Annotated in this window: 20 protein-coding genes; 11 read left to right on the top strand and 9 right to left on the bottom strand. The window is 66.6% G+C overall.

What is annotated here, in order from left to right:
* Positions 1–31 precede the first annotated feature (31 nt).
* Positions 32–790 (top strand): sulfite exporter TauE/SafE family protein, encoded by a 759-nt coding sequence (locus ACAG24_RS14175; protein WP_370472861.1) that lies wholly within the window; start codon positions 32–34, stop codon positions 788–790.
* Positions 791–804: 14 nt separating this feature from the next.
* Here the strand turns inward: ACAG24_RS14175 and ACAG24_RS14170 are convergent, their stop codons facing one another.
* Positions 805–1,857 (bottom strand): phosphotransferase family protein, encoded by a 1,053-nt coding sequence (locus ACAG24_RS14170; protein WP_370472860.1) that lies wholly within the window; start codon positions 1,855–1,857, stop codon positions 805–807.
* Positions 1,858–1,974: 117 nt separating this feature from the next.
* Positions 1,975–2,742 carry an SDR family NAD(P)-dependent oxidoreductase gene (locus ACAG24_RS14165; RefSeq protein ID WP_370473076.1) on the bottom strand — a complete coding sequence of 256 codons (768 nt, stop codon included), beginning with the start codon at positions 2,740–2,742 and terminating at the stop codon, positions 1,975–1,977.
* Positions 2,743–2,858: 116 nt separating this feature from the next.
* Here ACAG24_RS14165 and ACAG24_RS14160 point away from each other — a divergent pair, with 116 nt between their 5' ends.
* From ACAG24_RS14160 to ACAG24_RS14140, 5 genes are all read left to right on the top strand, one after another.
* Complete coding sequence (locus tag ACAG24_RS14160) at positions 2,859–4,376, top strand: molybdopterin-dependent oxidoreductase (protein ID WP_370472859.1); 1,518 nt, start codon at positions 2,859–2,861, stop codon at positions 4,374–4,376.
* Positions 4,377–4,406: 30 nt separating this feature from the next.
* Positions 4,407–5,942, top strand: coding sequence for an ATP-dependent DNA ligase (locus tag ACAG24_RS14155; RefSeq protein ID WP_370472858.1), 1,536 nt, complete (start codon positions 4,407–4,409; stop codon positions 5,940–5,942).
* 100 nt (positions 5,943–6,042) lie between these two features.
* The gene (locus tag ACAG24_RS14150) at positions 6,043–8,349 is read left to right on the top strand and encodes a carbon starvation CstA family protein (protein WP_370472857.1); all 2,307 of its coding nucleotides are present in this window, start codon (positions 6,043–6,045) and stop codon (positions 8,347–8,349) included.
* A complete protein-coding gene (locus ACAG24_RS14145) occupies positions 8,283–8,486 on the top strand; it encodes a YbdD/YjiX family protein (RefSeq protein ID WP_370472856.1) in 204 nt (67 codons plus the stop codon). Before ACAG24_RS14150 ends, ACAG24_RS14145 begins: the two co-directional genes overlap by 67 nt.
* Positions 8,487–8,540: 54 nt before the next feature.
* A complete protein-coding gene (locus tag ACAG24_RS14140) occupies positions 8,541–9,842 on the top strand; it encodes an amidohydrolase family protein (RefSeq protein WP_370472855.1) in 1,302 nt (433 codons plus the stop codon).
* 3 nt (positions 9,843–9,845) lie between these two features.
* On the opposite strand, the gene ACAG24_RS14135 is transcribed toward ACAG24_RS14140, so the two are convergent.
* Together ACAG24_RS14135 and ACAG24_RS14130 are read right to left on the bottom strand one after the other, a co-directional pair.
* On the bottom strand, positions 9,846–11,084 hold the full coding sequence (locus ACAG24_RS14135; RefSeq protein ID WP_370472854.1) for a cytochrome P450: 1,239 nt from the start codon (positions 11,082–11,084) through the stop codon (positions 9,846–9,848).
* On the bottom strand, positions 11,081–12,115 hold the full coding sequence (locus ACAG24_RS14130) for an LLM class F420-dependent oxidoreductase (protein ID WP_370472853.1): 1,035 nt from the start codon (positions 12,113–12,115) through the stop codon (positions 11,081–11,083). Before ACAG24_RS14130 ends, ACAG24_RS14135 begins: the two co-directional genes overlap by 4 nt.
* Before the next feature lie 98 nt (positions 12,116–12,213).
* On the opposite strand from ACAG24_RS14130, the gene ACAG24_RS14125 reads away from it, so the two are divergent.
* A complete protein-coding gene (locus ACAG24_RS14125; protein ID WP_370472852.1) occupies positions 12,214–13,710 on the top strand; it encodes an acyl-CoA carboxylase subunit beta in 1,497 nt (498 codons plus the stop codon).
* A gap of 57 nt (positions 13,711–13,767) precedes the next feature.
* On the opposite strand, the gene ACAG24_RS14120 is transcribed toward ACAG24_RS14125, so the two are convergent.
* Positions 13,768–14,811: a TIGR03857 family LLM class F420-dependent oxidoreductase gene (locus tag ACAG24_RS14120; protein WP_370472851.1), complete on the bottom strand. Its 1,044-nt coding sequence runs from the start codon at positions 14,809–14,811 to the stop codon at positions 13,768–13,770.
* On the bottom strand, positions 14,808–15,182 hold the full coding sequence (locus ACAG24_RS14115; RefSeq protein ID WP_370472850.1) for a nuclear transport factor 2 family protein: 375 nt from the start codon (positions 15,180–15,182) through the stop codon (positions 14,808–14,810). The genes ACAG24_RS14120 and ACAG24_RS14115 overlap by 4 nt, the downstream gene beginning before the upstream one ends.
* A 67-nt stretch (positions 15,183–15,249) precedes the next feature.
* Here ACAG24_RS14115 and ACAG24_RS14110 point away from each other — a divergent pair, with 67 nt between their 5' ends.
* Positions 15,250–15,879 (top strand): TetR/AcrR family transcriptional regulator, encoded by a 630-nt coding sequence (locus ACAG24_RS14110; RefSeq protein ID WP_370472849.1) that lies wholly within the window; start codon positions 15,250–15,252, stop codon positions 15,877–15,879.
* On the opposite strand, the gene ACAG24_RS14105 is transcribed toward ACAG24_RS14110, so the two are convergent.
* Positions 15,839–16,963: an alpha/beta hydrolase gene (locus ACAG24_RS14105; protein WP_370472848.1), complete on the bottom strand. Its 1,125-nt coding sequence runs from the start codon at positions 16,961–16,963 to the stop codon at positions 15,839–15,841. The genes ACAG24_RS14110 and ACAG24_RS14105 overlap by 41 nt on opposite strands.
* Positions 16,960–18,567, bottom strand: coding sequence for a flavin-containing monooxygenase (locus ACAG24_RS14100; protein WP_370473075.1), 1,608 nt, complete (start codon positions 18,565–18,567; stop codon positions 16,960–16,962). Before ACAG24_RS14100 ends, ACAG24_RS14105 begins: the two co-directional genes overlap by 4 nt.
* A 101-nt stretch (positions 18,568–18,668) precedes the next feature.
* Between ACAG24_RS14100 and ACAG24_RS14095 the strand changes: the two genes are divergently transcribed.
* Genes ACAG24_RS14095 through mig form a run of 3 tightly spaced genes read left to right on the top strand, consistent with a single transcriptional unit; the run spans position 18,669 to position 22,012 of the window.
* Positions 18,669–19,682, top strand: coding sequence for a Rieske 2Fe-2S domain-containing protein (locus tag ACAG24_RS14095; RefSeq protein WP_370472847.1), 1,014 nt, complete (start codon positions 18,669–18,671; stop codon positions 19,680–19,682).
* A complete protein-coding gene (locus tag ACAG24_RS14090; RefSeq protein ID WP_370472846.1) occupies positions 19,679–20,305 on the top strand; it encodes a cysteine hydrolase family protein in 627 nt (208 codons plus the stop codon). The genes ACAG24_RS14095 and ACAG24_RS14090 overlap by 4 nt, the downstream gene beginning before the upstream one ends.
* Before the next feature lie 54 nt (positions 20,306–20,359).
* A complete protein-coding gene (mig, locus tag ACAG24_RS14085; protein ID WP_370472845.1) occupies positions 20,360–22,012 on the top strand; it encodes a medium-chain acyl-CoA ligase Mig in 1,653 nt (550 codons plus the stop codon).
* On the opposite strand, the gene ACAG24_RS14080 is transcribed toward mig, so the two are convergent.
* Positions 21,999–23,489, bottom strand: coding sequence for a coniferyl aldehyde dehydrogenase (locus tag ACAG24_RS14080; protein WP_370472844.1), 1,491 nt, complete (start codon positions 23,487–23,489; stop codon positions 21,999–22,001). The genes mig and ACAG24_RS14080 overlap by 14 nt on opposite strands.
* Between the last annotated feature and the right edge of the window lie 96 nt (positions 23,490–23,585).

The raw sequence follows: 23,585 nt of genomic DNA, 5'->3' as shown, positions 1-23,585 counted from the left end.
TCGGCGAGCACGGGGGTGCAGACTGTGCCGGGTGTCTTGGTCGCAAGCGGTGCTGCTGTTCGCGGCCGGAATCCTCGGTGGGCTCTGCGGCAGCATCGCGGGTCTGGCTTCGGTGGCGACGTACCCGGCTCTGCTGCTGACGGGCCTGCCGCCGGTGACCGCCAACATCACCAACACCGTGTCGCTGGTCTTCACCGGGGTCGGGTCGATTTGGGGGTCGCGGCCCGAACTTCGCGGGCAGGGAACGTTTCTGAAGCGGATCCTGCCGTTCGCGGCCGTCGGCGGAATCGCGGGGGCGGTTCTGCTGCTGTCCACCCCTGACGAGGGATTCGAGAAGGTCGTTCCGGCGCTGTTGGCGTTCGCATCGATGGCCATCGTCCTCCCCGTGCGGCCCCGCCGGGACGGACGCGTAGAGCGGCCGCGCCTCGCGCTCGCCGTGCAGGGCATCGCGGTGTTCGCCGTCTGCATCTACGGCGGTTACTTCGGCGCCGCGGCCGGCGTGCTGTTGCTTGCGCTGTTCCTTCGCATCGGGGGCGAGACTCTGGCACATGCCAACGCCGCGAAGAACGTCGTGCTCGGTACCGCCAACGGCGTTGCGGCGCTGATCTTCGTCGTCGTCGCCCCCGTCCAGTGGCATGCCGTCATCGCGCTCGGGCTCGGCTGCCTGCTGGGCGGCAGGCTCGGCCCGGTGGTCGTGCGGCATACGCCCGACAAACCGATGCGGATCGCCGTCGGGATCGCGGGCATCGCGCTCGCCGTCAAGCTCGGCTACGACACCTATCTGCATTGAGGATCGGGCTCCGGTCACACAAAAGGGTTGTCGCCCTTCGACACTCGCGTTCCGAGTTCGATGAGATTCTCCGCTGATGCGTGTAGGCGCTCCCCCGCTTCGGCACTGGCCTGTCCGGCGAGGTAGCGCGACCACGTGCCCTCGATGACGATCGCGAGTTTGAAGCAGGCCATCGCGATGTACCAGTCGAGTCGCGACGTGCGGCGACCGTCGGCGGCCAGGTAGGCATCGATGAGCTCCGACCGTGTCGCGAGCCCACCCAGCGCGGCCAGTTCCGACCCTGCATCGATCGGGTTGGGTCCGTCGGGCCAGCAGACCAACATCCATCCCACATCGAGAAGCGGATCACCGACCGTGCACATCTCCCAGTCGATGAAGGCCGCCAACTCCGGGACGTCGCGCCGCAGCAGCACATTGTTCAGATGGCAGTCCCCGTGCATGATTGCCGGCTCGGTGTCGTCGGGCCGCTGCGTGTCGAGCCATTCGCCCAGCACGTGCACCGACGGGAACGATTCGGGCGCGTAGTTCTCGTGCCGGTAACTCTCGAGGAGGCGCATGAACTGCGGAACCTGGCGCGCGAGAAAGGATCCCGGCCGCTTGATGGCCGCCAGCGGACTGCCTTCCCACGGCACTCTGCCGAGGGCGGCGAGGCTCGCCGCGTAGGAGGCTCCGACGCGGCGGCGCATCCCTGCGTCGCGTACGTAGGCCTGGTCGACCTCGGTGCCCGGATTGAAACCGTCGATCGCCTCCATCAGGTAGAAGACCACCCCCAGCACGTCGAGGTCGTCGCACCCGGCAATCAGTCGCGGATGGGGCACGTCGGTGCCTTTCAGCGTTTGCAGCACCGCGATCTCGCGTCGCATGGTGTTGTCGCTCGTCGGCCGGGGGTGGGGCGGCGGACGACGCAGCACCATCGGATTCCCGTCTACGTTCAGGCGCACGACGATGTTCTGCGAACCGCCCGTCAGGGGCTCGATGTCCGTGACCGACGTCCCGATCCGGATTCGGCGAACCCAATCCTGCAGCGCATCCTGTTCGGTATCCGACAGCGTCACCTCCACTGGCATACCGCCATCGTGTCAGGTTCTGCGACCGGCCGTTCGCAAATTACGTCGCGACAACGCCGAACGAATCGGGCGCGCTTGCGGACGCTGCGCGTCGCTCAGCGCGCCCGATTCCCCTGACTACTTGGGGGCGAAGCGCTGCCCGGCGTCCAGCCTCAGGCACTGGCCGTTGAGCATCGGGTTCTCGACGATGGCGAGCGCCAGCTTGGCGTACTCCTCCGGCTTGCCGAGACGCTTCGGGAACGCCGCATCCTTGGTGAGCACCGACGCGAACTCATCGGGAATCCCCTCGGTGAGACCGGTCGCGAACAGACTCGGCGCGATGGCGAGTGCGCGGATGCCCAGGCTGCCCAGATCGCGCGCCATCGTCAGGCACATGCCTGCGACCGCGGCCTTCGTCGCGGTGTAGGCCACCTGCCCGATCTGGCCTTCGAAGGCCGCGATCGAGGACGTGTTGATGATGACGCCGCGCTCTTCGGCCTCGTCGTCGACGGGATCGTTCTTCGACATGTGCCATGCGGCGAGGCGGCTGACGTTGAAGGTGCCGATCAGGTTGAGGTCCACGGTCTTGCGGAAGGAGTCCAGGCTGTGCGGGCCGTCTTTCTTGATGGTTCGTTCGCCGACGCCGCCACCGGCCGTGGTCACCGCGATGTGCAACCCCCCGAGGGCTTCGACCGCCGAGTTGATCACCGATTCGGTGCCGTCGAAGTCGGTCACGTCCACCTCGTGGAACGTGCCGCCGATCTGATCGGCGACTTCCTTGCCCTTGGACTGCGGGCGATCCAGAATCGCCACGCTCGCACCGCGCTTGGCAAACGCCTCCGCGGTCGCCCGCCCGAAGCCCGACGCACCGCCGACGACGATGGCCTTCTTGCCCTCGATCTCCATCTGCTCCCTTTCGCCAACTTTCCAATACACGGATGATCTGTAAAGCTCATCTGCAACCTAGCCGATGACACCTTTCGGTAAGGATTTCGGGTTCGCCGCGGCGGTAATTTGGCAGCATGACCTCGCTGGGCGCCAGAGCAATGGGCGGCATCGCCGCCGCGACAGTCGCGGTCGGCGTTGCCCAGCTGGTCGGGGCCGCATTCGGCCCCACCGCCGACGTGCGCACCGCCGTCGGCTCCTCGGTCATCGAGCTGACCCCCGGCCCCGTCAAAGAGTGGGCCATCGACACGTTCGGCACCGCGGACAAGCTTTTCCTCTCCGTCATGGTGCTGGTGACGATCGCCGTCCTGGCCGCGTTCGCCGGGATGGCGGAGTCACGGCGCAGACCGATCGGCAGCACGGTGATCGTGGCGGCCGCCGGCCTCGGCTGCGCCGCGGTGCTCTCCCGCGCGGGCGCCACACTCGTCGACGTGGTTCCGACCCTCGTCGGCGCCGCGTGCGGGGTGGCGGTCCTGCGTCTGCTGGTGTCGGGACGATTCGACGACGCCCGCGACGAGGCCGGCACGGACCGGGGCAGGCGGCTCTCGTTGGTGACGCTCGGGCTGCTCGGCGCCGGCGTGGCCAGTGGGGTGGCCGGCGTGGTGATCAGCCGGCTGACGTCGTCGGTGGCAGGCGACCGCGATGCGTTCGCACTACCGCGGGTCGACAGGGCGGCACCGCCCATTCCGGAAACCGTGCAGCCGCAAGGGGTTACGCTGCCGTCGTTCGTCACGAGCAACGACGCGTTCTACCGTATCGACACCGCGCTGTCGGTACCCCAGCTCAGCCGCACCGACTGGCAGTTGCGGATCCACGGCATGGTCGATCGCGAGGTCACCCTGCGCTACGAGGACCTGGACCGGTTCGAGGTCGTCGAGAAGGTGGTGACGCTGACGTGTGTCTCCAATCCCGTTGGGGGTGAGCTGATCTCGACCGCGACCTGGACCGGGTACCGCGTGAAGGACATCCTGGCCGAGGCAGGTGTGCAGTCCGACGCCGACATGGTGCTGTCGATGTCGGTCGACGGGTGGACGGCCGGAACTCCGGTCGAGGCGCTCACCGGCGAGGACGCCCTGCTGGCGATCGGCATGAACGGCGAGCCCCTGCCGGTCGAGCACGGCTACCCCGCCCGGCTGGTGGTGCCCGGGTTGTACGGGTATGTCTCGGCGACGAAATGGGTGACCGACCTCGAGGTGACCCGTTTCGACCGTGCGGAGGCGTACTGGACGCGGCTGGGCTGGTCCCCGCGCGGTCCGATCAAGACGGAGTCGCGCATCGACGTCCCCCGCAGCGGCGAGGACGTCGCTGTCGGACCGGTGACGTTCGGTGGCGTCGCCTGGGCGCAGAACCGCGGGGTGCGCAACGTCGAGGTGCAGATCGACGACGGTCCCTGGGAGCAGGCGTTGCTGGGTGACAGCTACTCCGGAGACACCTGGCGACTATGGAGCTTTCCCTGGGAGGCGCGGGAGACGGGATTCCACAAGATCACCGTTCGCGCCACCGACAACTCCGGTTACACGCAGACCTCCGAACGGGTCGACCCGGTACCCGACGGAGCGACCGGCTGGCATTCCATCACCTTCGCCGTCAAGTGACGTGTCGGTGGCCCATGCCAGGGTGGTGAGGTGCTGCTGATCGATGTCGCCCGCGCTTCCTCGGAGGTTGCAGCGACGTCCGCGCGTCTGGCGAAGATCGCCAGGATCGCCGACCTATTGCGATTGGCCGACGACCCGGACGATGTCCGCGTCGTGGTGTCATGGCTTTCCGGCGAGCTCACGCAACGCCAGATCGGGGTCGGCTGGGCATCGCTGCGCTCCGTACCGGACGCCGCCGCCGAACCGTCGCTGGCGGTTGCCGACGTCGATGCGACGTTCGGCGAGATCGGCAGCATCGCGGGCAAGGGTTCGCAGGCACGGCGTACGGAACTACTCGCCGCGCTGTTCGCCTCGGCGACCGACGTCGAACAGACTTTTCTCCGTCGGCTGCTCACCGGGGAGCTGCGCCAGGGCGCGCTCATCGGCGTCATGGTCGACGCCGTCGCCAAGTCCGCCGAGCTACCCGCCGCCGCGGTCCGCAGGGCCGCCATGCTGGGCGGCGATCTGCCCGCGGTCGCGGCTGCTGGGCTCGCCGGAGGGGAGGACGCCCTCGAGCAGTTCACCCTGCAGGCAGGTAAACCGGTCGGACCGATGTTGGCACAGACCGCGACCGGTGTCGCCGACGCAGTCGAACGTCTCGGCGGCACCGCGATGTTCGAGGCGAAGCTGGACGGGGCCCGAGTGCAGATCCATCGCCGCGGCGATACGGTATCGGTCTTCACGCGCAGCCTCGACGACGTCACCGCACGCCTGCCCGAGGTGGTCGAGGCGACACTGGCTCTTCCGGTCACCGATCTGATCGCCGACGCCGAGGCGATCGCGCTGCGGGCGGACGGACGTCCACACCGCTTCCAGATCACCGCGAGTCGATTCGGACGCCGGGGCGGAAATGCCTCAGAACACAGCCAGAAATTGTCGGTGTTCTTCTTCGACATCCTGCACGTCGACGGGGTCGACCTGCTCGATCTGCCTGCCGCGGACCGTATCGCCAAACTCGACGCGATCGTGCCGGCCACCCAGCGCGTCGACCGCGTGGTCACGTCGGATCCCGGGACCGCGCAGGACTTCCTCGACAGGACCCTGGCCGCAGGCCACGAAGGGGTCATGGCGAAATCCCCCACAGCACCGTACGAGGCCGGCCGGCGCGGTGCCGGTTGGCTCAAGGTGAAACCCGTTCACACCTTCGACCTCGTGGTGCTGGCCGTGGAGTGGGGTTCGGGCCGGCGGACCGGCAAGCTCTCTAACATCCACCTCGGCGCCCGCGACCCCGAGACGGGCGGTTTCGTCATGCTCGGCAAGACATTCAAGGGCATGACGGACGAGATGCTGGCGTGGCAGACCGACCGATTCCTCGAGATCGCCGACGGCTCGACCGACGGTTATGTCGTCAAGGTGCGGCCCGAGCAGGTCGTCGAGATCGCGTTCGACGGCTTGCAGACCTCGACGCGTTATCCAGGCGGTATGGCGCTGCGCTTCGCCAGGGTCCTGCGCTACCGCGACGACAAGACGGCTGCCGAGGCCGACACCATCGACACCGTGCGCGCCCACTACGAACGCGCCAACTGACCCTTAGTACGGGGTTTCTGCACATCCTGTGAACGACCGGTGACAGTATCGGTCAAGGCAGAAAACACAGTCGAGCCGACGAGGGAGAGACTGAGCGATCATGGCCACACCCACCGCCGCGTCATCGGAACGATTCGAAGAGGTCGACGGCGACGTCACCTATATCCGGACGGACAAAGAGCTTCCGCCGGTCGCGATCATCGACCGCTCACCGATCACCACGAAGCACAAGATCATTTTTGCGATCATCGCCGTGTTCGGTGCGATCGCGTGGGCGATGATCGCGTTGTTCCGCGGTGAGACTGTCAACGCCGTCTGGTTCGTCATCGCAGCCATCTGCACCTATGTGATCGGCTTCCGGTTCTACGCCCGGCTGATCGAGATGAAGGTCGTCAAGCCGCGCGACGACAATGCCACGCCGGCAGAGGTTTTCGAGAACGGCACCGACTACATGCCCACCGACAGAAGGGTGCTCTTCGGGCATCACTTCGCCGCGATCGCCGGGGCAGGGCCGCTCGTCGGCCCGGTACTGGCGACCCAGATGGGATACCTGCCCGGTGCCATCTGGATCATCATCGGCGCGGTCGTCGCCGGCTGTGTACAGGACTACCTCGTGCTGTCGATCTCGGTGCGGCGCCGGGGCCGGTCGCTGGGACAGATGGCGCGTGACGAGCTCGGTGTCGTCGGCGGCGTGGCGGCGATCGTCGGCGTGCTGGTGATCATGGTGATCCTGCTCGCCGTGCTCGCGCTGGTCGTCGTCAACGCACTCTCGGAAAGCCCCTGGGGAGTTTTCTCGATCGCGATGACGATCCCGATCGCGATCTTCATGGGACTTTATCTGCGATTCCTGCGTCCGGGCCGCGTCTCGGAGGTCTCGCTGATCGGCGTCGTGCTGCTGCTGCTCGCCGTCGTGGCGGGCGGATGGGTGGCCGAAACGTCGTGGGGCACGGAGTGGTTCACGCTGTCGAAAGTGGCCCTGTCGTGGTGCATCATCATCTACGGCCTCGCGGCGTCGGTGCTGCCGGTGTGGCTCCTGCTCGCTCCGCGCGATTACCTGTCGACGTTCATGAAGGTCGGCACCATCGCGCTGCTAGCGGTAGGCATCCTGCTGGCCCGTCCCGTGATGGAGGCACCGGCGATCTCGACGTTCGCCGGCAGCGGCACGGGACCGGTCTTCGCCGGATCCCTGTTCCCCTTCCTGTTCATCACGATCGCATGCGGTGCGCTGTCGGGTTTCCACGCGCTGATCTCATCGGGCACCACCCCGAAGCTGCTCGAAAAAGAAAGCCAGATGCGGCTGATCGGCTACGGCGGCATGCTGACCGAGTCCTTCGTCGCGATCATGGCGCTGATCACCGCGGCCATCCTCAACCAGCATCTGTATTTCGCGATGAACGCCCCGGCGGCGTCGACCGGGACCACCGCTCAGACCGCCGCCGACTACGTCAACGGACTCGGCCTCTCGGGTGACCCGATCACCGCGCAGGAGATCGACGATGCCGCAAGGAGCGTCGGCGAGAGTTCCATCGTGTCCCGCACCGGTGGTGCTCCGACGCTGGCCTTCGGCATGTCGGAGGTGCTGCACAAGGTGTTCGGGGGCGAAGCTCTCAAAGCGTTCTGGTACCACTTCGCGATCATGTTCGAGGCCCTGTTCATCCTGACCACCGTCGATGCAGGCACCCGCGTCGCGCGCTTCATGCTCTCCGACGGGCTCGGCAATCTCGGCGGACCACTCAAGAAATTGCAGAATCCCAGTTGGCGCGTCGGCGCGTGGATCTGCAGCGTGATCGTCGTCGCCGCGTGGGGGTCCATCCTGCTGATGGGCGTCACCGACCCGCTCGGCGGCATCAACACCCTCTTCCCGTTGTTCGGCATCGCCAACCAGTTGCTGGCCGCCATCGCGCTGACGGTGGTGACCGTGGTGATCATCAAACGCGGTCTGTTGAAATGGGCGTGGATACCGGGGATTCCGCTGCTGTGGGATCTCACCGTGACGATGACGGCGTCATGGCAGAAGATCTTCTCCGGAGATCCGAAGGTCGGGTACTGGACCCAGCACTTCCAGTACCGCAACGCCAAGGACGCGGGACAGACCAGCTTCGGGGCGGCCAAGGATGCGGGCCAGCTCGACGCCGTCATCCGCAACACCTTCATTCAAGGCACGCTGTCGATCATCTTTGCCGTACTCGTTGTCATCGTGTTCGTGGCCGGGGTGATCGTGGCGCTCAAAGCCATTCGAGGCACCGGCAATCCGCTCAGCGAAGACGCCCCGGTGCCGTCACGTATGTTCGCCCCGTCGGGCATGGTGATGACCAAGGCGGAGAAGGAGGTGCAGAGACAATGGGACGCACGACCGGACGCGCACGCCAGGCCCTCGGTCAGATCGGGTGGTACTGGAAGTCATTGATGGGCGACAACCACTATCAGCGCTACCTCGAGCACCACGCCAGGACCCACGCCGACGGAGAGGCGATGTCGGAGCGCGAGTACTGGCGGCACCGTCATGCCGCAGCCGACGCCAATCCGGGCGCCCGCTGCTGCTGATCGCCGCGCGTATACTGTCGGCCATACGGTAAGCACCCATAGAACGGGACGGCGATGAACAAAGACGACATGATCCTGATCAGCGTGGACGACCATGTCGTCGAACCGCCCGACATGTTCAAGAACCACCTTCCCAAGAAATACCTCGACGAGGCCCCCCGGCTGGTGCACAACGAAGACGGCTCGGACACATGGCAATTCCGCGACGTCGTCATCCCCAATGTGGCCCTGAACGCGGTGGCCGGACGGCCCAAAGAGGAGTACGGCCTCGAACCCCAGGGCCTCGATGAGATCCGCCCCGGCTGCTGGAAGGTCGACGAGCGGGTCAAGGACATGAACGCCGGCGGCATCCTCGGTTCGGTGTGCTTCCCGTCGTTCCCCGGTTTCGCCGGCCGACTGTTCGCGACCGAGGACCCGGACTTCTCGCTGGCCCTTCTGCAGGCCTACAACGACTGGCACGTCGAGGAGTGGTGCGGCGCGTATCCGGCGCGCTTCATCCCGATGACGCTCCCGGTCATCTGGGATGCCGAGGCGTGCGCAAAGGAGATCCGCCGCAACGCAGAGCGCGGCGTACACGCATTGACCTTCAGCGAGAATCCGGCAGCGATGGGCTACCCGAGTTTCCACGACGACTACTGGACTCCGGTGTGGGAAGCTCTCGTCGACACCGACACCGTCATGAACGTCCACATCGGCTCGTCGGGTCGGCTCGCGATCACCGCGCCGGACGCACCGATGGACGTGATGATCACGCTGCAGCCCATGAACATCGTGCAGGCGGCGGCAGATCTGCTGTGGTCCAAGCCGATCAAGAAGTATCCCGACCTCAAGATCGCGCTGTCCGAGGGCGGCACGGGCTGGATCCCGTACTTCCTGGAACGGGCCGATCGCACCTATGAGATGCACTCGACATGGACGGGCCAGGACTTCGGAGGGAAGCTCCCCAGCGAGGTGTTCCGAGACCACTTCCTGACCTGCTTCATCTCCGATCCCGTCGGTGTCGCGCTACGCAACGAGATCGGAATCGACAACATCTGCTGGGAAGCCGACTACCCCCACAGCGATTCGATGTGGCCGGAGGCGCCCGAACAACTCGACGAGGTGCTCAAAGCCCACAACGTGCCCGACGTCGAGATCAACAAGATGACCTACGAGAACGCCATGCGCTGGTACCACTGGGATCCGTTCACCCATATCTCAAAGGAACAGGCCACCGTCGGCGCACTACGCAAGGCCGCCGAGGGGCACGATGTCTCGATCCAGGCGCTGTCGCACCACAAGGAAGGTGAACGCGGAGGCGGCGCCGGGCATTTCGACGCACTGCAGGCCGCGGCCAGGGGCAATTCCGGCGACTGAGAGCTAGCCCGACACCGAGTACCTGATGGGCAGGTGCTTGAGGCCGCCGACGAAGATCGTCGCGGTGTGCGCGGGCGTGCCTGCCAACTCCACCGACTTCAGCCGGGGCAACAGCTCCGCGTAGAAGCTGTTGATCTCCATGCGTGCCAGCGCCGCTCCCAGGCAGAAATGCACACCGTAGCCGAACGCGACGTGCTTGTTCGGATCTCGGCCGACGTCGAAGCGGAACGGGTCGACGAAGATGTCCTCGTCGCGATTCCCCGACGGGTAGGACAGCAGCACCGACTCCCCCGCCGCGATCGGTACACCGCGAACAACGGTGTCGTGCTGGGCCGTTCGCATGAACTCCTTCACGGGGGTGACCCAGCGGATCATCTCCTCGACCGCCAGCGGGAGCAGTTCGGGATTCTGCTGCAGCCGCTGCAACTGCTCGGGGTTCTCACACAGCGCCTGGAGCCCACCCGAGATGGTCGCGCTGGTGGTGTCGTGCCCGGCCGTCGCCACGATCAGGTAGTAGGACACCGTGTCGATGTCGGACAGCGGTTCGCCGTCGACGCGGGCGTTGGCGATCGCCGACGCAAGGTCTTCGGTGGGCTGTGCGCGCCGCGAGGCGGTGATGTCGTTGAAGTAGGTGAACATGTCGAACAGCGCGAGCCCGCGCTCCTCCATGGTCACCCCGCGCTGCAGTTCGGCATCGTCGTTGCCGAACAGTTCCTGGGTGTAGGTCAGCATGCGGGGAAAGTCGGATTCTGGGATGCCGAGCAGCGACATGATGACGTAGAGCGGGAAGTTGACGGCGACCTCTTGCACGAAATCGCATTCACCGCCGCGGTCGGCCATCTGGTCGACGAACGACTTGGCCAGCTCGTCGACGCGAACCTTCAACGCGCGCATGGCCTTCGGACGGAACCAGTCAGCCCCGATCGCCCGGATCTTGCGGTGCTGCGGATCGTCCATGTGGATCAGCGTGCTGATCGCCATGGCCGCGTGCTGCGCGTCACCCTCGGCTGTGGTGAGCACCGGCCTCGGCGAGTTCGTGAAGGTCGCGTTGTCGCGTTCTATGGCCATGATGTCGGCGTGCTTGGTGATCGCCCAGAACGGGTTGTACCCCTCCGCGTCGACCCATGACACGGGAGCGTGTGCCCGCAGGTGGGTCATGGCCGCGTGCAGCCGTGCCTCGTCGGCGTAGGCTGTCGGGTCGGCGGAGACCTTGCCCGCCTCGTCCGCAATTCTCACGGTCATATTGACTCCTCACCCAGCTCACTTACCAGCGCCGTCACCGCCGCCTCGTCGAGAGACGGCGGAAATCCCACCAGGACACGGTCGATCAGACCGTCGCACCGGTCCCGGATCGTGCGCACCACGTCGTCGAGCGGCGCGACGACGGCGAACTCCGCGAGCATCGTGTCGTCGATCAGCGAGCCCATCGCATCCCATTCACCCTCACGTGAGAGCCGGTGCAATTCGGTCTGCAGGTCGCCCCAGCCGTGCAGTTCGAGCACTCGGCGGTACGCCGGGGTCGACGCGTAGAAGGCGATCTGCTTGCGGGTCGGGACCGAGTTCTGCATCAGCTCGGTCTCGTCGCGGCCCGTCACCACGAACAGCGGGCTGGCCACCTCGATGTCCTGCCGTTGCCTGCCGGCCCGTTCGATCCCGCGCGTCAGCGTCGGGAGCGTCACCTCACGGAAGTACCGCTGCGTCGAGAAGGCATGCGCGATAAGCCCATCGGCGACCTCACCGCACATCTCGGTCATCCGGTCGCCCACCGCGGCGACGAAAACCCGGGGGTCGCCGTGGGAATGCGGCTGCGGGACGAACATCGGCGTCATCAGAGTGTGGCTGTAGAACTCGCCGTCGAACGCCAGTCGCGTACCGTCACGCCAACACGCCCAGATCGCGTGCAGCGCGGCCACGAACTCTCGCATCCGGGCGACGGGCTTACCCCACGGCATGCTGAACCGCTTCTCGATGTGCGGCTTGATCTGAGAACCCAGCCCCAGCATGAGGCGGCCTTGGGAGAAGTCCTGCAGGTCCCAGCCGATCTGCGCGACGGTCATGGGGTTGCGGGCGAAGGCGACGGCGATGCTGGTGCCCAGCTCGATGCGGCGGGTGTGCTCTGCGGCCAGTGTCAGCGGCAGGAAGGGGTCGTGATTGATCTCCGCCGTCCAGCAACCGTCGTAGCCCCGGCGTTCGAGCGTTTCCGCGGCGGCGGGGACGTGGGACAGTTGACTGACGACGGCAGCGTCGACCTTGAGGCCGCCTCCCGCACCCATGCTGAATGAAGCTACAGTAAGCAATTCAGTAAGGTCAACGTTGCGACGTGTCGCACGCCGAACACAACGTCGCGCGTCGTCGAGGACAGGAGTCTGACATGGCCAAAGCCGAGGACTGGGCGGAAACACTCGACGAGTTGAACCGGCGCCGTGACCATTCCCGCGGTATGGGTGGCGACGAACGGCTCGCCAGGCATCACGGCAAGGGCAAACTCGACGCCCGCGGCCGGATCGCCCATCTCCTGGACAAGGGCTCTTTCCGCGAGTTCGGGACCCTCGTCGGCGGCGACATCGCGGCCGACGGGATCGTCGCCGGTTCGGGGCTCGTCGACGGCAGGCCGGTGATGATCGGCGCGGAGGACTTCACGACCCTCGCGGGCAGCATCGGTCCGGGCGGCAACGCCAAGCGCTACCGGCTCGCCGAACTGGCCCTGCGCGACCGCGTCCCGATGGTGATGTTGCTGGAGGGGGCGGGGTTCCGGCCCAGCGGCGAGCACTACGGCCGCACGCCCACCGATCTGCTGGCGCAGGCCCAGTGTTCGGGCAAGGTCCCGACCGTGAGCGGGCTGTTCGGACCGTCCGCCGGGCACGGTGCGCTGGTCGCACCGGTCTGCGACTGGACGATCATGACGACCCAGGGTGCGATCTTCACCGCGGGCCCGCCCGTGGTGAAAGAGTCCACCGGCGAGGAGATTTCGAAGGAGGACCTCGGTGGGCCGTCCGTCGCGCTGGCCAGCGGCGTGATCCACAACCTCGGCGAGGACGACGCAGCGGTGCTCGACGACATCCGCCGCTACCTGTCGTACTTTCCGTCGAGCGCCTGGTCGTATCCGGCGTCGGCGCCGGCCAGCGAGTCGACCGGACGCCGCTCGACGCCGGAGCTGCTCGAGATCGTGCCGCGGGGCAACCGTCAGGTGTACGACATGCGCGCGGTCCTCGACGTCGTGTTCGACGACACCGACTGGTTCGAGGTGCAGCCGAAGTTCGGCAAGGCCATGATCACCGCGCTGGCCCACCTGGGTGGGCACCCCGTCGCGGTGGTGGCCAACCAGCCCAAGGTGCTCGCGGGCTCTATCGACGCCGATGCCGCCGACAAGGCAGCGCATTTCATCATGGTCGCCGACGCGTTCCATCTGCCGATCGTGTTCCTCGCCGACAACCCCGGGATGCTGCCGGGCAGCCGATCCGAGAAGACCGGCGTATTGCGCAGCGGTGCAAGGATGTTCGCGGCCCAGACCGCGGCGACGACACTGAAACTGCACGTGACGCTGCGCAAGGCGTACGGCTTCGGGTCGATGGTGATGTCGCTGCTCGGATTCGACAATCAGAGCGCGACGTTCGCCTACCCGGGCGCGACGATGGGCGCGATGAGCGCGGCCGCGCTGAGCAAGGCCTCGCACGCCACGGAGGACATCGAGGCCAAGCTGCGTCAGGCCGAGGTGGACGCGTCGTTCCGGTCGGCAGGCCACCTCGGCTTCGACGACCTCATCCACCCGGAGGAGACCCGCGACGTGCTCCTCGATGCGCTGGAGCGCGGACTGTTCAGCCGCCAGGCCGCGGCGCAGCCGGTCACCCGCACGACCATCACCCCCTAGGCCCCTTTGCGATTTCGGCGCGGAAAACGTCGCTGAGCGGCGAAAAGCGCGCCGAAATCACTCGACGCTGGCGCGGTAGGCCGTGACGATCGGTTCGAGTTCGTCGGGTGTGGCGCCGTGCATGATGACCGCGTCGGCGCCGTAGTCGAACTCCTTGCGGACGCGGTCCACGCATTGCTGCGCCGACCCGGTCGCCGACGGCTCCAGCCACTCGTCGGGGATCAGCGTGGCGATGTGCTCGATCTGCTCGGCGGTCGCTTTGTGGTCGATACCACCGGGAACCGACTGCACGACGGGGTCATCGCGGAACCGTTGCAGCACAGCAGGATCCCAGCCGTTGGTATTCACCAGCAACTCGCCGTAGCCCTGCAGGTAGGTGGCAAGCCGCGCGACGGTCTTCTTCAGCCGCAACTCTTCGGGAAGATGATCGCCAACCGTTGCGAAGCACGACCACACCCGGACCGATGCCGGGTCGCGGCCCGCCTGCTCGGCGGCGTCCTTGACGATCTTCACCGCGCGCTGCAACGTCTCCGGTGTGAAGTAAGTGTGCAGGATGACGTCGTCGAACTCCCGCCCGCCCAGGGCCAGCGTCTGCGGACCGAACGCGACGAGCGCGAGCCGAATGTCTTCGCGGAACTCAGGATCGAGGAACAGCACCTGGTACTTGCCGATCGGCCCGTCGTGGTTGAAGATCAGCTCTCCGTGCCAGAGCTTGCGCATCACCTGCGCGAAGTCCTCCATCTGCGCGGTGGTCACCGCGGGCACGCCGAAGGCGTTGTACATCGCCGCGATTCCGCGGCCGAGCCCCAGCGTGAACCGGCCGCCGGAGAGCCGGTGCATCGTCGTCGCCCAGGATCCGGTGATCAAGGGGTGCCGGGTGTTGTGATTGGTCGCTGCGGTCGCGATCTGCATTCGGCTGGTCACCGCGAGCGCCGCGCCGGTCAGTGACGACGCCTCCTTGACGTTCCACCGTTCGGAGATGAAGCCGGTGCCGAAACCGAGTTCCTCGCCGCGGCGGGCCTCGTCCATGAGCGTGGCCGGCCCCTCACCCCCGGCGCCGGCCAGCAGGTAGTAGCCGAGTTCGTCCAACGTCCGTGTCATGACCAGATCCCTTGCTTGTAGCCGCAATTCCAGACTTCGGTGATCCTGCCATCGACCACCCGGAAGATCTCCATGCTCGCGACCGTGGCCTCGGTGCCGTCCTTGAGCTTCATCGGCGACTGGTACACGATCGCGACGTGTTCACCGTCCTCGCCGGCGACCACGAGGTTGAGGTCGAAGCGGATGGTCTCGAACATGTCCCAGTGGTCGACCACGCGGGCGACGGCCTGTTCGTGGGTCAGCGTGGTGGACTCCCCCACGTCGTGGCGGATCACGGTTTCGCCGAGCAGCTCCTCGGCGAGGGGGAAGTCACGCTCGTTCCACACCACCAGGTTGTAAAGCTCCACCACCTCGCGGGCCGAACGGGTCACCTTCGACCTCCCTCGCTTATTTGACGGCGCGCAACTAAGTTAGCCCTCGGGCATCTAACATGCAACGATGCCCTCCCCGACCAGGGGCTTGACCCAGCCCCAGCGCCTCGAGATCTCCGGCCGCAGGCTGCTGGAGGCCGCTGTGCAGCTGATCGGCGAAAAAGGCTGGGATGCAACGACAGCTGCGGAGATCGGCCGCCGCGCGGGTTACAGCCGCGCGATGGTGCACGCCCGCTTCGGCAGCAAGGACGCGGTCCTGGACACGCTGTTCGCGACCGAATACGAGAGGAAGCTGGCCCCGGCGCCCGACCCCGCATCGAGCGGCATGGCTCGGGCCCTCGCGCACGTCGACCGCATCGCGGTGCTGTACTCCGAGGACCGCGATCTGCTACGCGCGATCTTCGTGCTGACCTTCGAGGCCGCCACGGCCACATCACAGGCACGTCCCTATATCCAGATGTGGCTGCGGCGGGCGGCGCAGACCGTAGAGACCGGTCTGCGCGCGGGCGTCGCTGACGATTCAGTGCGGCGCGACATCGACATCGACCGTACTGTCCACGATTTCGGCGCGGCGGTGCTGGGCACGGCGTACCAGTGGATCATGGCCGCGTACCCGTACGACATGGCCACCGAGCTCGAGTTCGTGCGCGCGAGGCTCATCCGCGACTACGGATCGATTCCGGATCGACCGATCTGAGCAGGCGCTCCGAGGCTCGCTGCACACCCGGGGCAAAGAGATGCCCCACGTGGCTGCCGCGGTGCCAATGCAATTCGCCTCCCCAGCGTTCGTGGAGCACCTCCGCGGGTTCGCGGCCCGCCATCTGGTCGTGCGACGCACCGACGATCAGTCGTCGTTCCGGCGGCGCCGTCGGTTCGACCGACTGGTAGTCGACCGCAGACATCACCTGTTCGACGACATCGGAGCGCAACAGCGCGATGGTGTCGTCGACCGACGGACCCCAGCGACCCAGGTGCGCGGCGATCATCGCGTTCAGACCGAAGATCGGGGTGAACACCGCGACGGCATCGACCGGCTCGAGGTGCGAAACCAGCCCGGCGACAGGGCTTCCCATCGACACCCCGGCCACGGCGATCGCCGTGGCCTGTGGCCGCAGCCACCGTAGGAGCGCCCGCACTTCCGAGACGACGCGCATCATGCCGGCGACATTGGCCAACGGGTCCATCGTGGGATATGAGGGCCATGCGTTGCCGCGGACCCCGCACCCCGGTTGCACCGGCAGGGCGACGTTGAATCCGAGGTCTTCCTGGATTCGCCGCGCACGGGAGAACAGCAGGTCGATGGGCTGGCCCTGCCCCGCACCGTGTATCCAGACCAGCCAGGGCCGACGGTCGTCACCGGCCCGGCACAGGTGCACGACGGCGGTCGCCGGACCTCCGAACCCGGCGCGCACCAGTGAATCCGGGAGATCGGGGTCGTGGTCGAACGTCATCTGTTCGTAACTGCGGCGGCCGAACCGGCGCCGTTCCAGCGATTTCACTTGCACGGGGTCCGGCGCGGTATTCGCGCCCACCACCCCGAGTGCGGCGACCTCGGATGCTGCCGGGGCACACGAGCCCGCCGAACGCTCCAGCATCGGCGGTGGCGCCGTCAGCGTCATACCCGTCAGCGCCAGTTCGTCGAGCGTGACCTCGCCGAGCCGGCGGACATCCCGCCACGACAACGGATTGAAGTCACCAGACGCGGTGACGGCACGGTGCGCCCGCGGCAGCACCCCGGCGAAATCGGCGCCGATCCGCAAGACTCGTTCTGTGGTCTTCACGCGAGCTTGAACCCCGTGTAGCCGCCCGCGGCGATCTCGTCGCAACGCCGCCGGTACTCGGGGATCCCCGCGGTATAGCCCATGTACATCCGCTTCTTGCCGGGCACGTTGCCGCCGTTGTACCAGGAGTTGCACGACGGATGGACCAGCACTGTCGGAGCCACCAGCGCGGTGGCCTGCTCGATCCATTCGTGCTGCGCCTCCGGGAGCGCTTCGATGGTCCGGTAGTGGTGCCGGCGGAGATGGTCGATGCAGACGCCGATCCATTCCACGTTCTGCTCCAGTGCAGCGACGAAATTCGAGGCAGCAGAGGGGCTTCCGGGTCCCTGGATGGTGAACAGATTCGGAAAACCCGCCACGGCCAGCCCGAGGTAGCTCAATGGTCCCTCCTCGGCCCAGAAGTGCCGCAGCGACGCACCGTTGCGACCGCGAATATCGATGCGGCTCAGCGCGCCGGTCATCGCGTCGAAGCCCGTGGCGTAGACGATCGCGTCGAGCTCATGCACGCCGCTCTGCGTCTCGATGCCCGCGGGCCGTACCGAGACGATCGGGTCGGTACGCAGATCGACCAGGCTCACATTGTCGCGGTTGTAGGTCTCGTAGTACCCCTGGTCGATGATCGGCCGCTTGCACGCGAACGGGTGACTCGGTGTCAGTGCCTTTGCCGTGTCGGGGTTTTCGACGATCCGTGCGATCGCCTCGCCGTAGAGCTCGGCCGCCATCCGGTTGGCCTCGATGTCGAAGAACAGGTCGCCCCAATTGAGGGCTCCCATGATGCCGCCCTCCTCGACGGCGCGGCTGCGCTCTTCGCGCGAGGCAGACTTCAGCGGCGGTTTGACGAGCATCTCCAGCAGGACAGAGAACGCACTCAGCCGTGCCGCGCCGACGGGATGCTCGCGCTGCGCGGCGCGGATCTCCGGATAGCGGGCTTTGAGTTCGTCGAGCTCCCCCGGTGCGAACGGCCGCACTTTCCACGGCAACGTGTAGGCCGGCGACCGCTGGAAGACGCTGAGGTGCGCAGCTTCCCGGGCGACCACCGGGATCAGCTGGACGCCGGTGGACCCCGTACCGATCACCCCGACCCGTCTGCCGGTCAGGTCGACACCGCCGACGGGCCAGCGGCTGGTGAACAGCGATGTGCCGGTGAAGGTGTCCATACCCGGGATCGTGGGTTCCAACGGAACCGACAGGATTCCGGTCGCCGCGATGACGAACGGCGCCACGAACGACCCGCCGGACTCCGTCGTGACCGTCCATTCGCACGCGTCCCCGTCGAAGGTCATCGCGACGACATTCATGTCGAACGAGATGTCGCGGCGCAGGTCCAGTCGGTCGGCGACGAAGTTGAGGTACGCCTCGATCTCGGGCTGCGCAGGCATCGTCTCGGTCCACACCCACTCCTGCTGGATGTCGTCGGAGAAGCTGTACGAGTACTCGATGCTCTCGATGTCACACCGTGCGCCCGGATAGCGGTTGAACAGCCACGTCCCCCCGACGTCGTGCGCCTTCTCCAACACCAGGACGCTCAGCCCGAGTTCGCGGAGGTGATGTAGCGCGTAGAGCCCGGAGAAGCCGGCACCGACGACGATCGCGTCATAGCGCATGGGGTCACGTTCGATCGTCACTGTTCCTCCGGGCTCGCGATACTGTCGCTGTTACAGTATCGGTGTCCACAGGACTGTGTGGGCGGATCTGAGGAGACGTCATGAAAGTTCCGTTCACCTGGAAGGTCACCGGCTGGTTCATGATCGGGTGGTCGGCGGAGTTCGAGGTCGGCGACGTGAAGGCGCTGAAGTACCTCGGGGAGGACCTCGCCGCCTACCGCGATGAATCGGGTGAGCTCCACGTCCTGGAAGCCCACTGCAAACACCTCGGCGCCCACATCGGCCACGGCGGCACCGTCGTCGGCGACTGCGTCGAGTGCCCGTTCCACGGATGGCGGTGGGGCCCCGACGGCTCCAACACCTACATCCCTTATCAACCCGATCGCCCCAACCGCGGCCTGAAGCTGCGGTCCTACCCGGTCAAAGAGCAATACGGCTGCATCTTCATGTGGTACCAGCCCGCAGGCAAGGAACCGCAGTGGGAGTTGCCGGACATCTTCGGTAAGTTCCCCCAGTTCGAAACCGACGCGGGCGCCTACTACCGGCCCTACCCCGAGTTCTCCAGCCGCGCCGACGCCATCCCGGTACACCCGCAGATCGTCGCTGAAAACGGCCCTGACAGCTCACATTTCCGCTACGTGCACGGCGCATCGGTGACGCCGGTCTGCCTGCACTGGGAGAACGTCGACGAGGAATGGCGATTCCTGACCGGCTGGCCCGACGCCCGCAGCGACGACCCCGACAAAATGGCGCTGCGCATCCACAGCCACTTCTCCGGACTCGGTTTCGCGATGAGCGCCTTCGAAGGATCGTCGAACCACCGCCTGATCTTTGCGTGCACACCCGTCGACGACGAGGTGTCCGACATGTTCTATTCGATCTGGTGGCCGAAGCTGCCTGGCGAGACCTCCGACGTACCACCGCCCGAGGTCATCGAGAAAGTGGAACGGCAGTTCCTCAAGACCGTCTGGGAGGACTGCGACATCTGGCGCTACCAGAAGTACATCGAACATCCGGCGCTGGCGAAGATCGACGCCAAGCCCTACATGGCGTTGCGCAAGTGGGCTCAGCAATTCTACGAGGTGCCGCCGGTCGGCGAACCCGTCCAGACATGACAATCCCGCTCGCCGAACTGGTCGCCCCGGGGCACACCGCGGTGGTGACCCAGGAGTGCCAGGGCGCGGTCGTCGGCCCCGACGCGGGGCTGGCGGCGCTGGCCGACGAGGCGCGCCGGGAGGCCCTGCCGAACATCGCCAGGCTGCTCCCGGTCGCGCGCGAGAAGGGCGTGGACGTCGTGCACTGCCTCGTGCAGCGGCGCGCCGACGGACGGGGCGCCAACCACAACGCGAAACTGTTCGCCGTTGGGGCCTCCGGCGTGGACATCACTCCGGGCAGCGCAGGCACGCAGCTGGTCGCTGAGATAGAGCAGCAGCCAAGCGATCTCGTGCTCTACCGGTGGCACGGCCTCGGGCCGATGGGCGGCACCGATCTGGATGCGATCCTGCGCAACCTCGGCGTGACGACGATCGTCGCCGTCGGCGTGTCGGTCAACGTCGCGATCCCCAACCTCGTCATGGACGCCGTCAACGCCGGCTACCGGGTCGTCGTGCCCCGCGACGCGGTGGCCGGAATCCCCGCGGACTATGCAGCGGCCGTCATCGACAACACGCTGACGCTGCTCGCGACGATCACCACCACCGACGACCTGATCACGGCATGGAATGACAACCATGAGTAGACAACTTTCGCCCAACTGTCCACCCATGCAAGCGGCCCGTCTAGAGTCCATCGCATGACCGAGTCGATTCAGTTCACCGTCCCGGCCGCCGCCGATGCCGTCGCAGCGGTCATCGGCGATCGCGAGTTCATCGTCCAGGGCGACCGGCGGTTCACCTACACCCAGATCGTCGAGCGCTCGAACCGGCTCGCCAATTTCCTGCACTCGCAGGGACTGGGCTGCCACACCGAGCGGTCGGAGCTGGCCGGCCATGAGGTCGGCCAGGACCTTCTCGGCATCTACGCCTACAACGGGCCCGAGTATGTCGAGGGCATGCTCGGCGCCTGGCGCGCCAGGGTTGCGCCGTTCAACGTCAACTACCGCTACGTCAAGAGCGAGCTGCAGTACCTGCTGTCCGACTCCGGGGCTACGGCGCTGCTGTACCACGCCGCGTTCGCGCCGCGCCTCGCCGAGGTGCTCGCGGACCTGCCTGCGCTGAAGGTCTTGATCCAGATCGCCGATGAATCAGGCAATGAATTGCTGCCCGGCGCAGTCGATTACGACTCGATCGTCGCCGAAGGCACCGCCGAAGCGCCCCCGGTGGAGCCCTCCCCCGACGACCTGTACGTGTTGTACACCGGCGGCACCACCGGCATGCCCAAAGGCGTGCTGTGGCGCCAGCACGACATCTTCATGGCCTCGTTCGGCGGGCGCAGCCTCTACACCGGCGAACTCGCCACCTCCTACGACGACATCGCCAAACGCTGCGCCGAGAATCCAGGCACGAAGCTGATGGTGTTGCCGCCCCTGATGCACGGCGCCGCACAATGGGCCCTGTTCACGGCGATGAACACCGGCCAGACGGTGGTGTTCTCTCCGGTCGTCGATCACCTCGACGTCGACGATGTCGTCGCGACCATCGAGCGGGAGGGGATCCTGGCCGTCACCGTCGTCGGGGACGCGATGGCCCGCCCGCTGGCCGACGTCATCGAGCGCACGAACGCCGATCTGTCCTCGCTCGCGGTGGTGGCCAACGGCGGCGCTCAGCTGACGCCGACGGCAAAGCAGCGCCTCATCGATGTCAAAGAGAATTTGATGGTCGTCGACGGCGTCGGCTCGTCGGAGACCGGTGCGCAGATGACACACATGTCCGCCCCCGGCGCGGTCTCGACGGGTAAGTTCACCGCCGGGCCCGACACCTCCGTTGCCGCAGAGGATCTCAGCGCCATTCTGGAACCCGGCCACGACGGCATGGGCTGGCTCGCGCAGCGCGGTTACGTCCCGCTCGGCTACAAGAACGACGCCACCAAAACTGCCGCCACGTTCCCTGTCATCGACGGCGTGCGGTACTCGGTCCCCGGGGACCGCGCGCGGCATCTCGCCGATGGGGCCGTCGAACTCCTCGGCCGTGACTCGGTGACCATCAACTCCGGAGGCGAGAAGATCTTCGCCGAGGAAGTCGAATCGGCGATCGCCTCGCATCCGTCCGTAGCCGACGTGGTGGTCACCGGGCGGCCCAGCGATCGCTGGGGCCAGGAGGTGGTCGCGGTGGTGGCACTGGCCGACGATGCATCCGCGACGGCCGACGAGCTGATCGAGCACGCGTCGTCAGTGATCGCCCGCTACAAGCTGCCCAAGGCCGTGGTGTTCCGGCCCACCATCGAGCGCAGCCCGGCAGGCAAGGCCGACTACCGGTGGGCCCGGGAGCAGGCCGTCAGCGGGTCCTGAGTCGCCGCAGCCTCTTCCGCGTGCGTCGGTGGGCCATCCGTAGCGCGAGCGCGGTCGTCAGCCGCGTCGAGCGGGTGAACGGTGGCGCGGCGCGACCGGTGATCGTGAACGGCAGATCGCTGCCGACCACCGTGCGGTGATGGCTGAAGGCGTCGAAGCCCGCCTTGCCGTGGTAGGCGCCCATGCCGCTGCGCCCGACGCCGCCGAACGGCGCTGCGGACGGGATCATCTGTGCGGCAAAGTCGTTGCGTGCGACACCACCGCTCCTGGTGTGCCTGACGAAGGTCCGGAAGTCCGCGTCGTCCGGACCGAACCAGTACGCGACCAACGGCGCGGGGCGGCTGTTGATGTATTCGACGACGTCGGAGAGTCGCTCGTAGGGTTCGATCGTGAGGACGGGGCCGAAGGTCTCCTCCGCGGCGATCCGCATGCTGTCGTCGACATCCTGCAGGATCGTGGGCGCTATCTTGCGGCTGCCGCGATCGGGCAGCGTCTCGCCCGCCGGGTTCACCGACTCCACGCGCGCCCCCTTTACGCGCGCGTCCTCGATGAGCCCGACGACGCGGTTGAAGTTGGCCTCGTTGACCGACGAACAGTAATCCGTGTTGGCGACGATCGACGGGAACATGCCTGCGAAGGTGTCGCGGACGACGGCAACGAACTGATCGGTCTGTTCGACAGGGACGAAGACGTAGTCGGGACACACGCAGACCTGCCCGCCGTTGATCATGCGCCCCTGGGCAATTCGGGTGGCCGCGCGGGCGATGTCGGCTGCGGGCCCCACCACGACGGGGTTCTTGCCGCCCAGCTCCAGCGTGACGGGCACGAGATTGGCTGCCGCGGCACGCTGTACGAGCGCCCCCACCGACGGAGAGCCGGTGAAGAACAGGTGATCGAACGGTAGCGCCGCGAAATCCGCTGCGACGTCGGCGTCTCCGGTGACGACAGCGAGCTCTTCGGCACTGAAGTACGCGGACGACAAGCGCTGCATCAGTTCGGCGGTGCGCGGGGTGACCTCTGACATTTTGATCATGACGCGATTGCCCGCCGCGAACGCCGCCGAGGCGGGCAGGATCACGAGGTTGAGGGGGAAGTTCCACGGGCCGATGACACCGACCACCCCCAGCGGAGACGGTTCCACTTCGGCCCGCAGCCCGAAAGCCCGCGCCGGCCGCATCAGCTTGCTCGGCCGCATCCACTGTCCCACATGGGATCTGGTGTGCTCGATCACCGAGATCATGCCCATGATCTCGGTGAACAACGACCCCGCCCGCGGCCGGGTGCCGAAGTCGGCGGCCATCGCGTCGACGAAGTCGTCGGCATTGTCGAGAACCAATGCCATCAGGCGGTCGATCCGATTGCGCCGCAGCGCCACGTCGGGCGGACCGTCGGCCAGGAACGCCGTGCGCTGGCGTTCCAGAACAGCCGCCATCGGTTCCTGCACGCGGGTCGTCACGCCATCGAGCGGCATCGGCATGGGCCAACGGTAACACCGGACCGCCCGTTGTCCCGCGCACGTGAATTGTTTACAGTCATGCTTACTGTCGACCATTCGGTTCAGCCGGGAGTAGGT

It is taken from the genome of Mycobacterium bulgaricum (assembly GCF_041287165.2).
GTDB lineage: Bacteria > Actinomycetota > Actinomycetes > Mycobacteriales > Mycobacteriaceae > Mycobacterium > Mycobacterium bulgaricum.
Note: the sequence above shows the minus strand (reverse complement) of the source record. Positions and strands in the feature narration are given on the sequence as shown.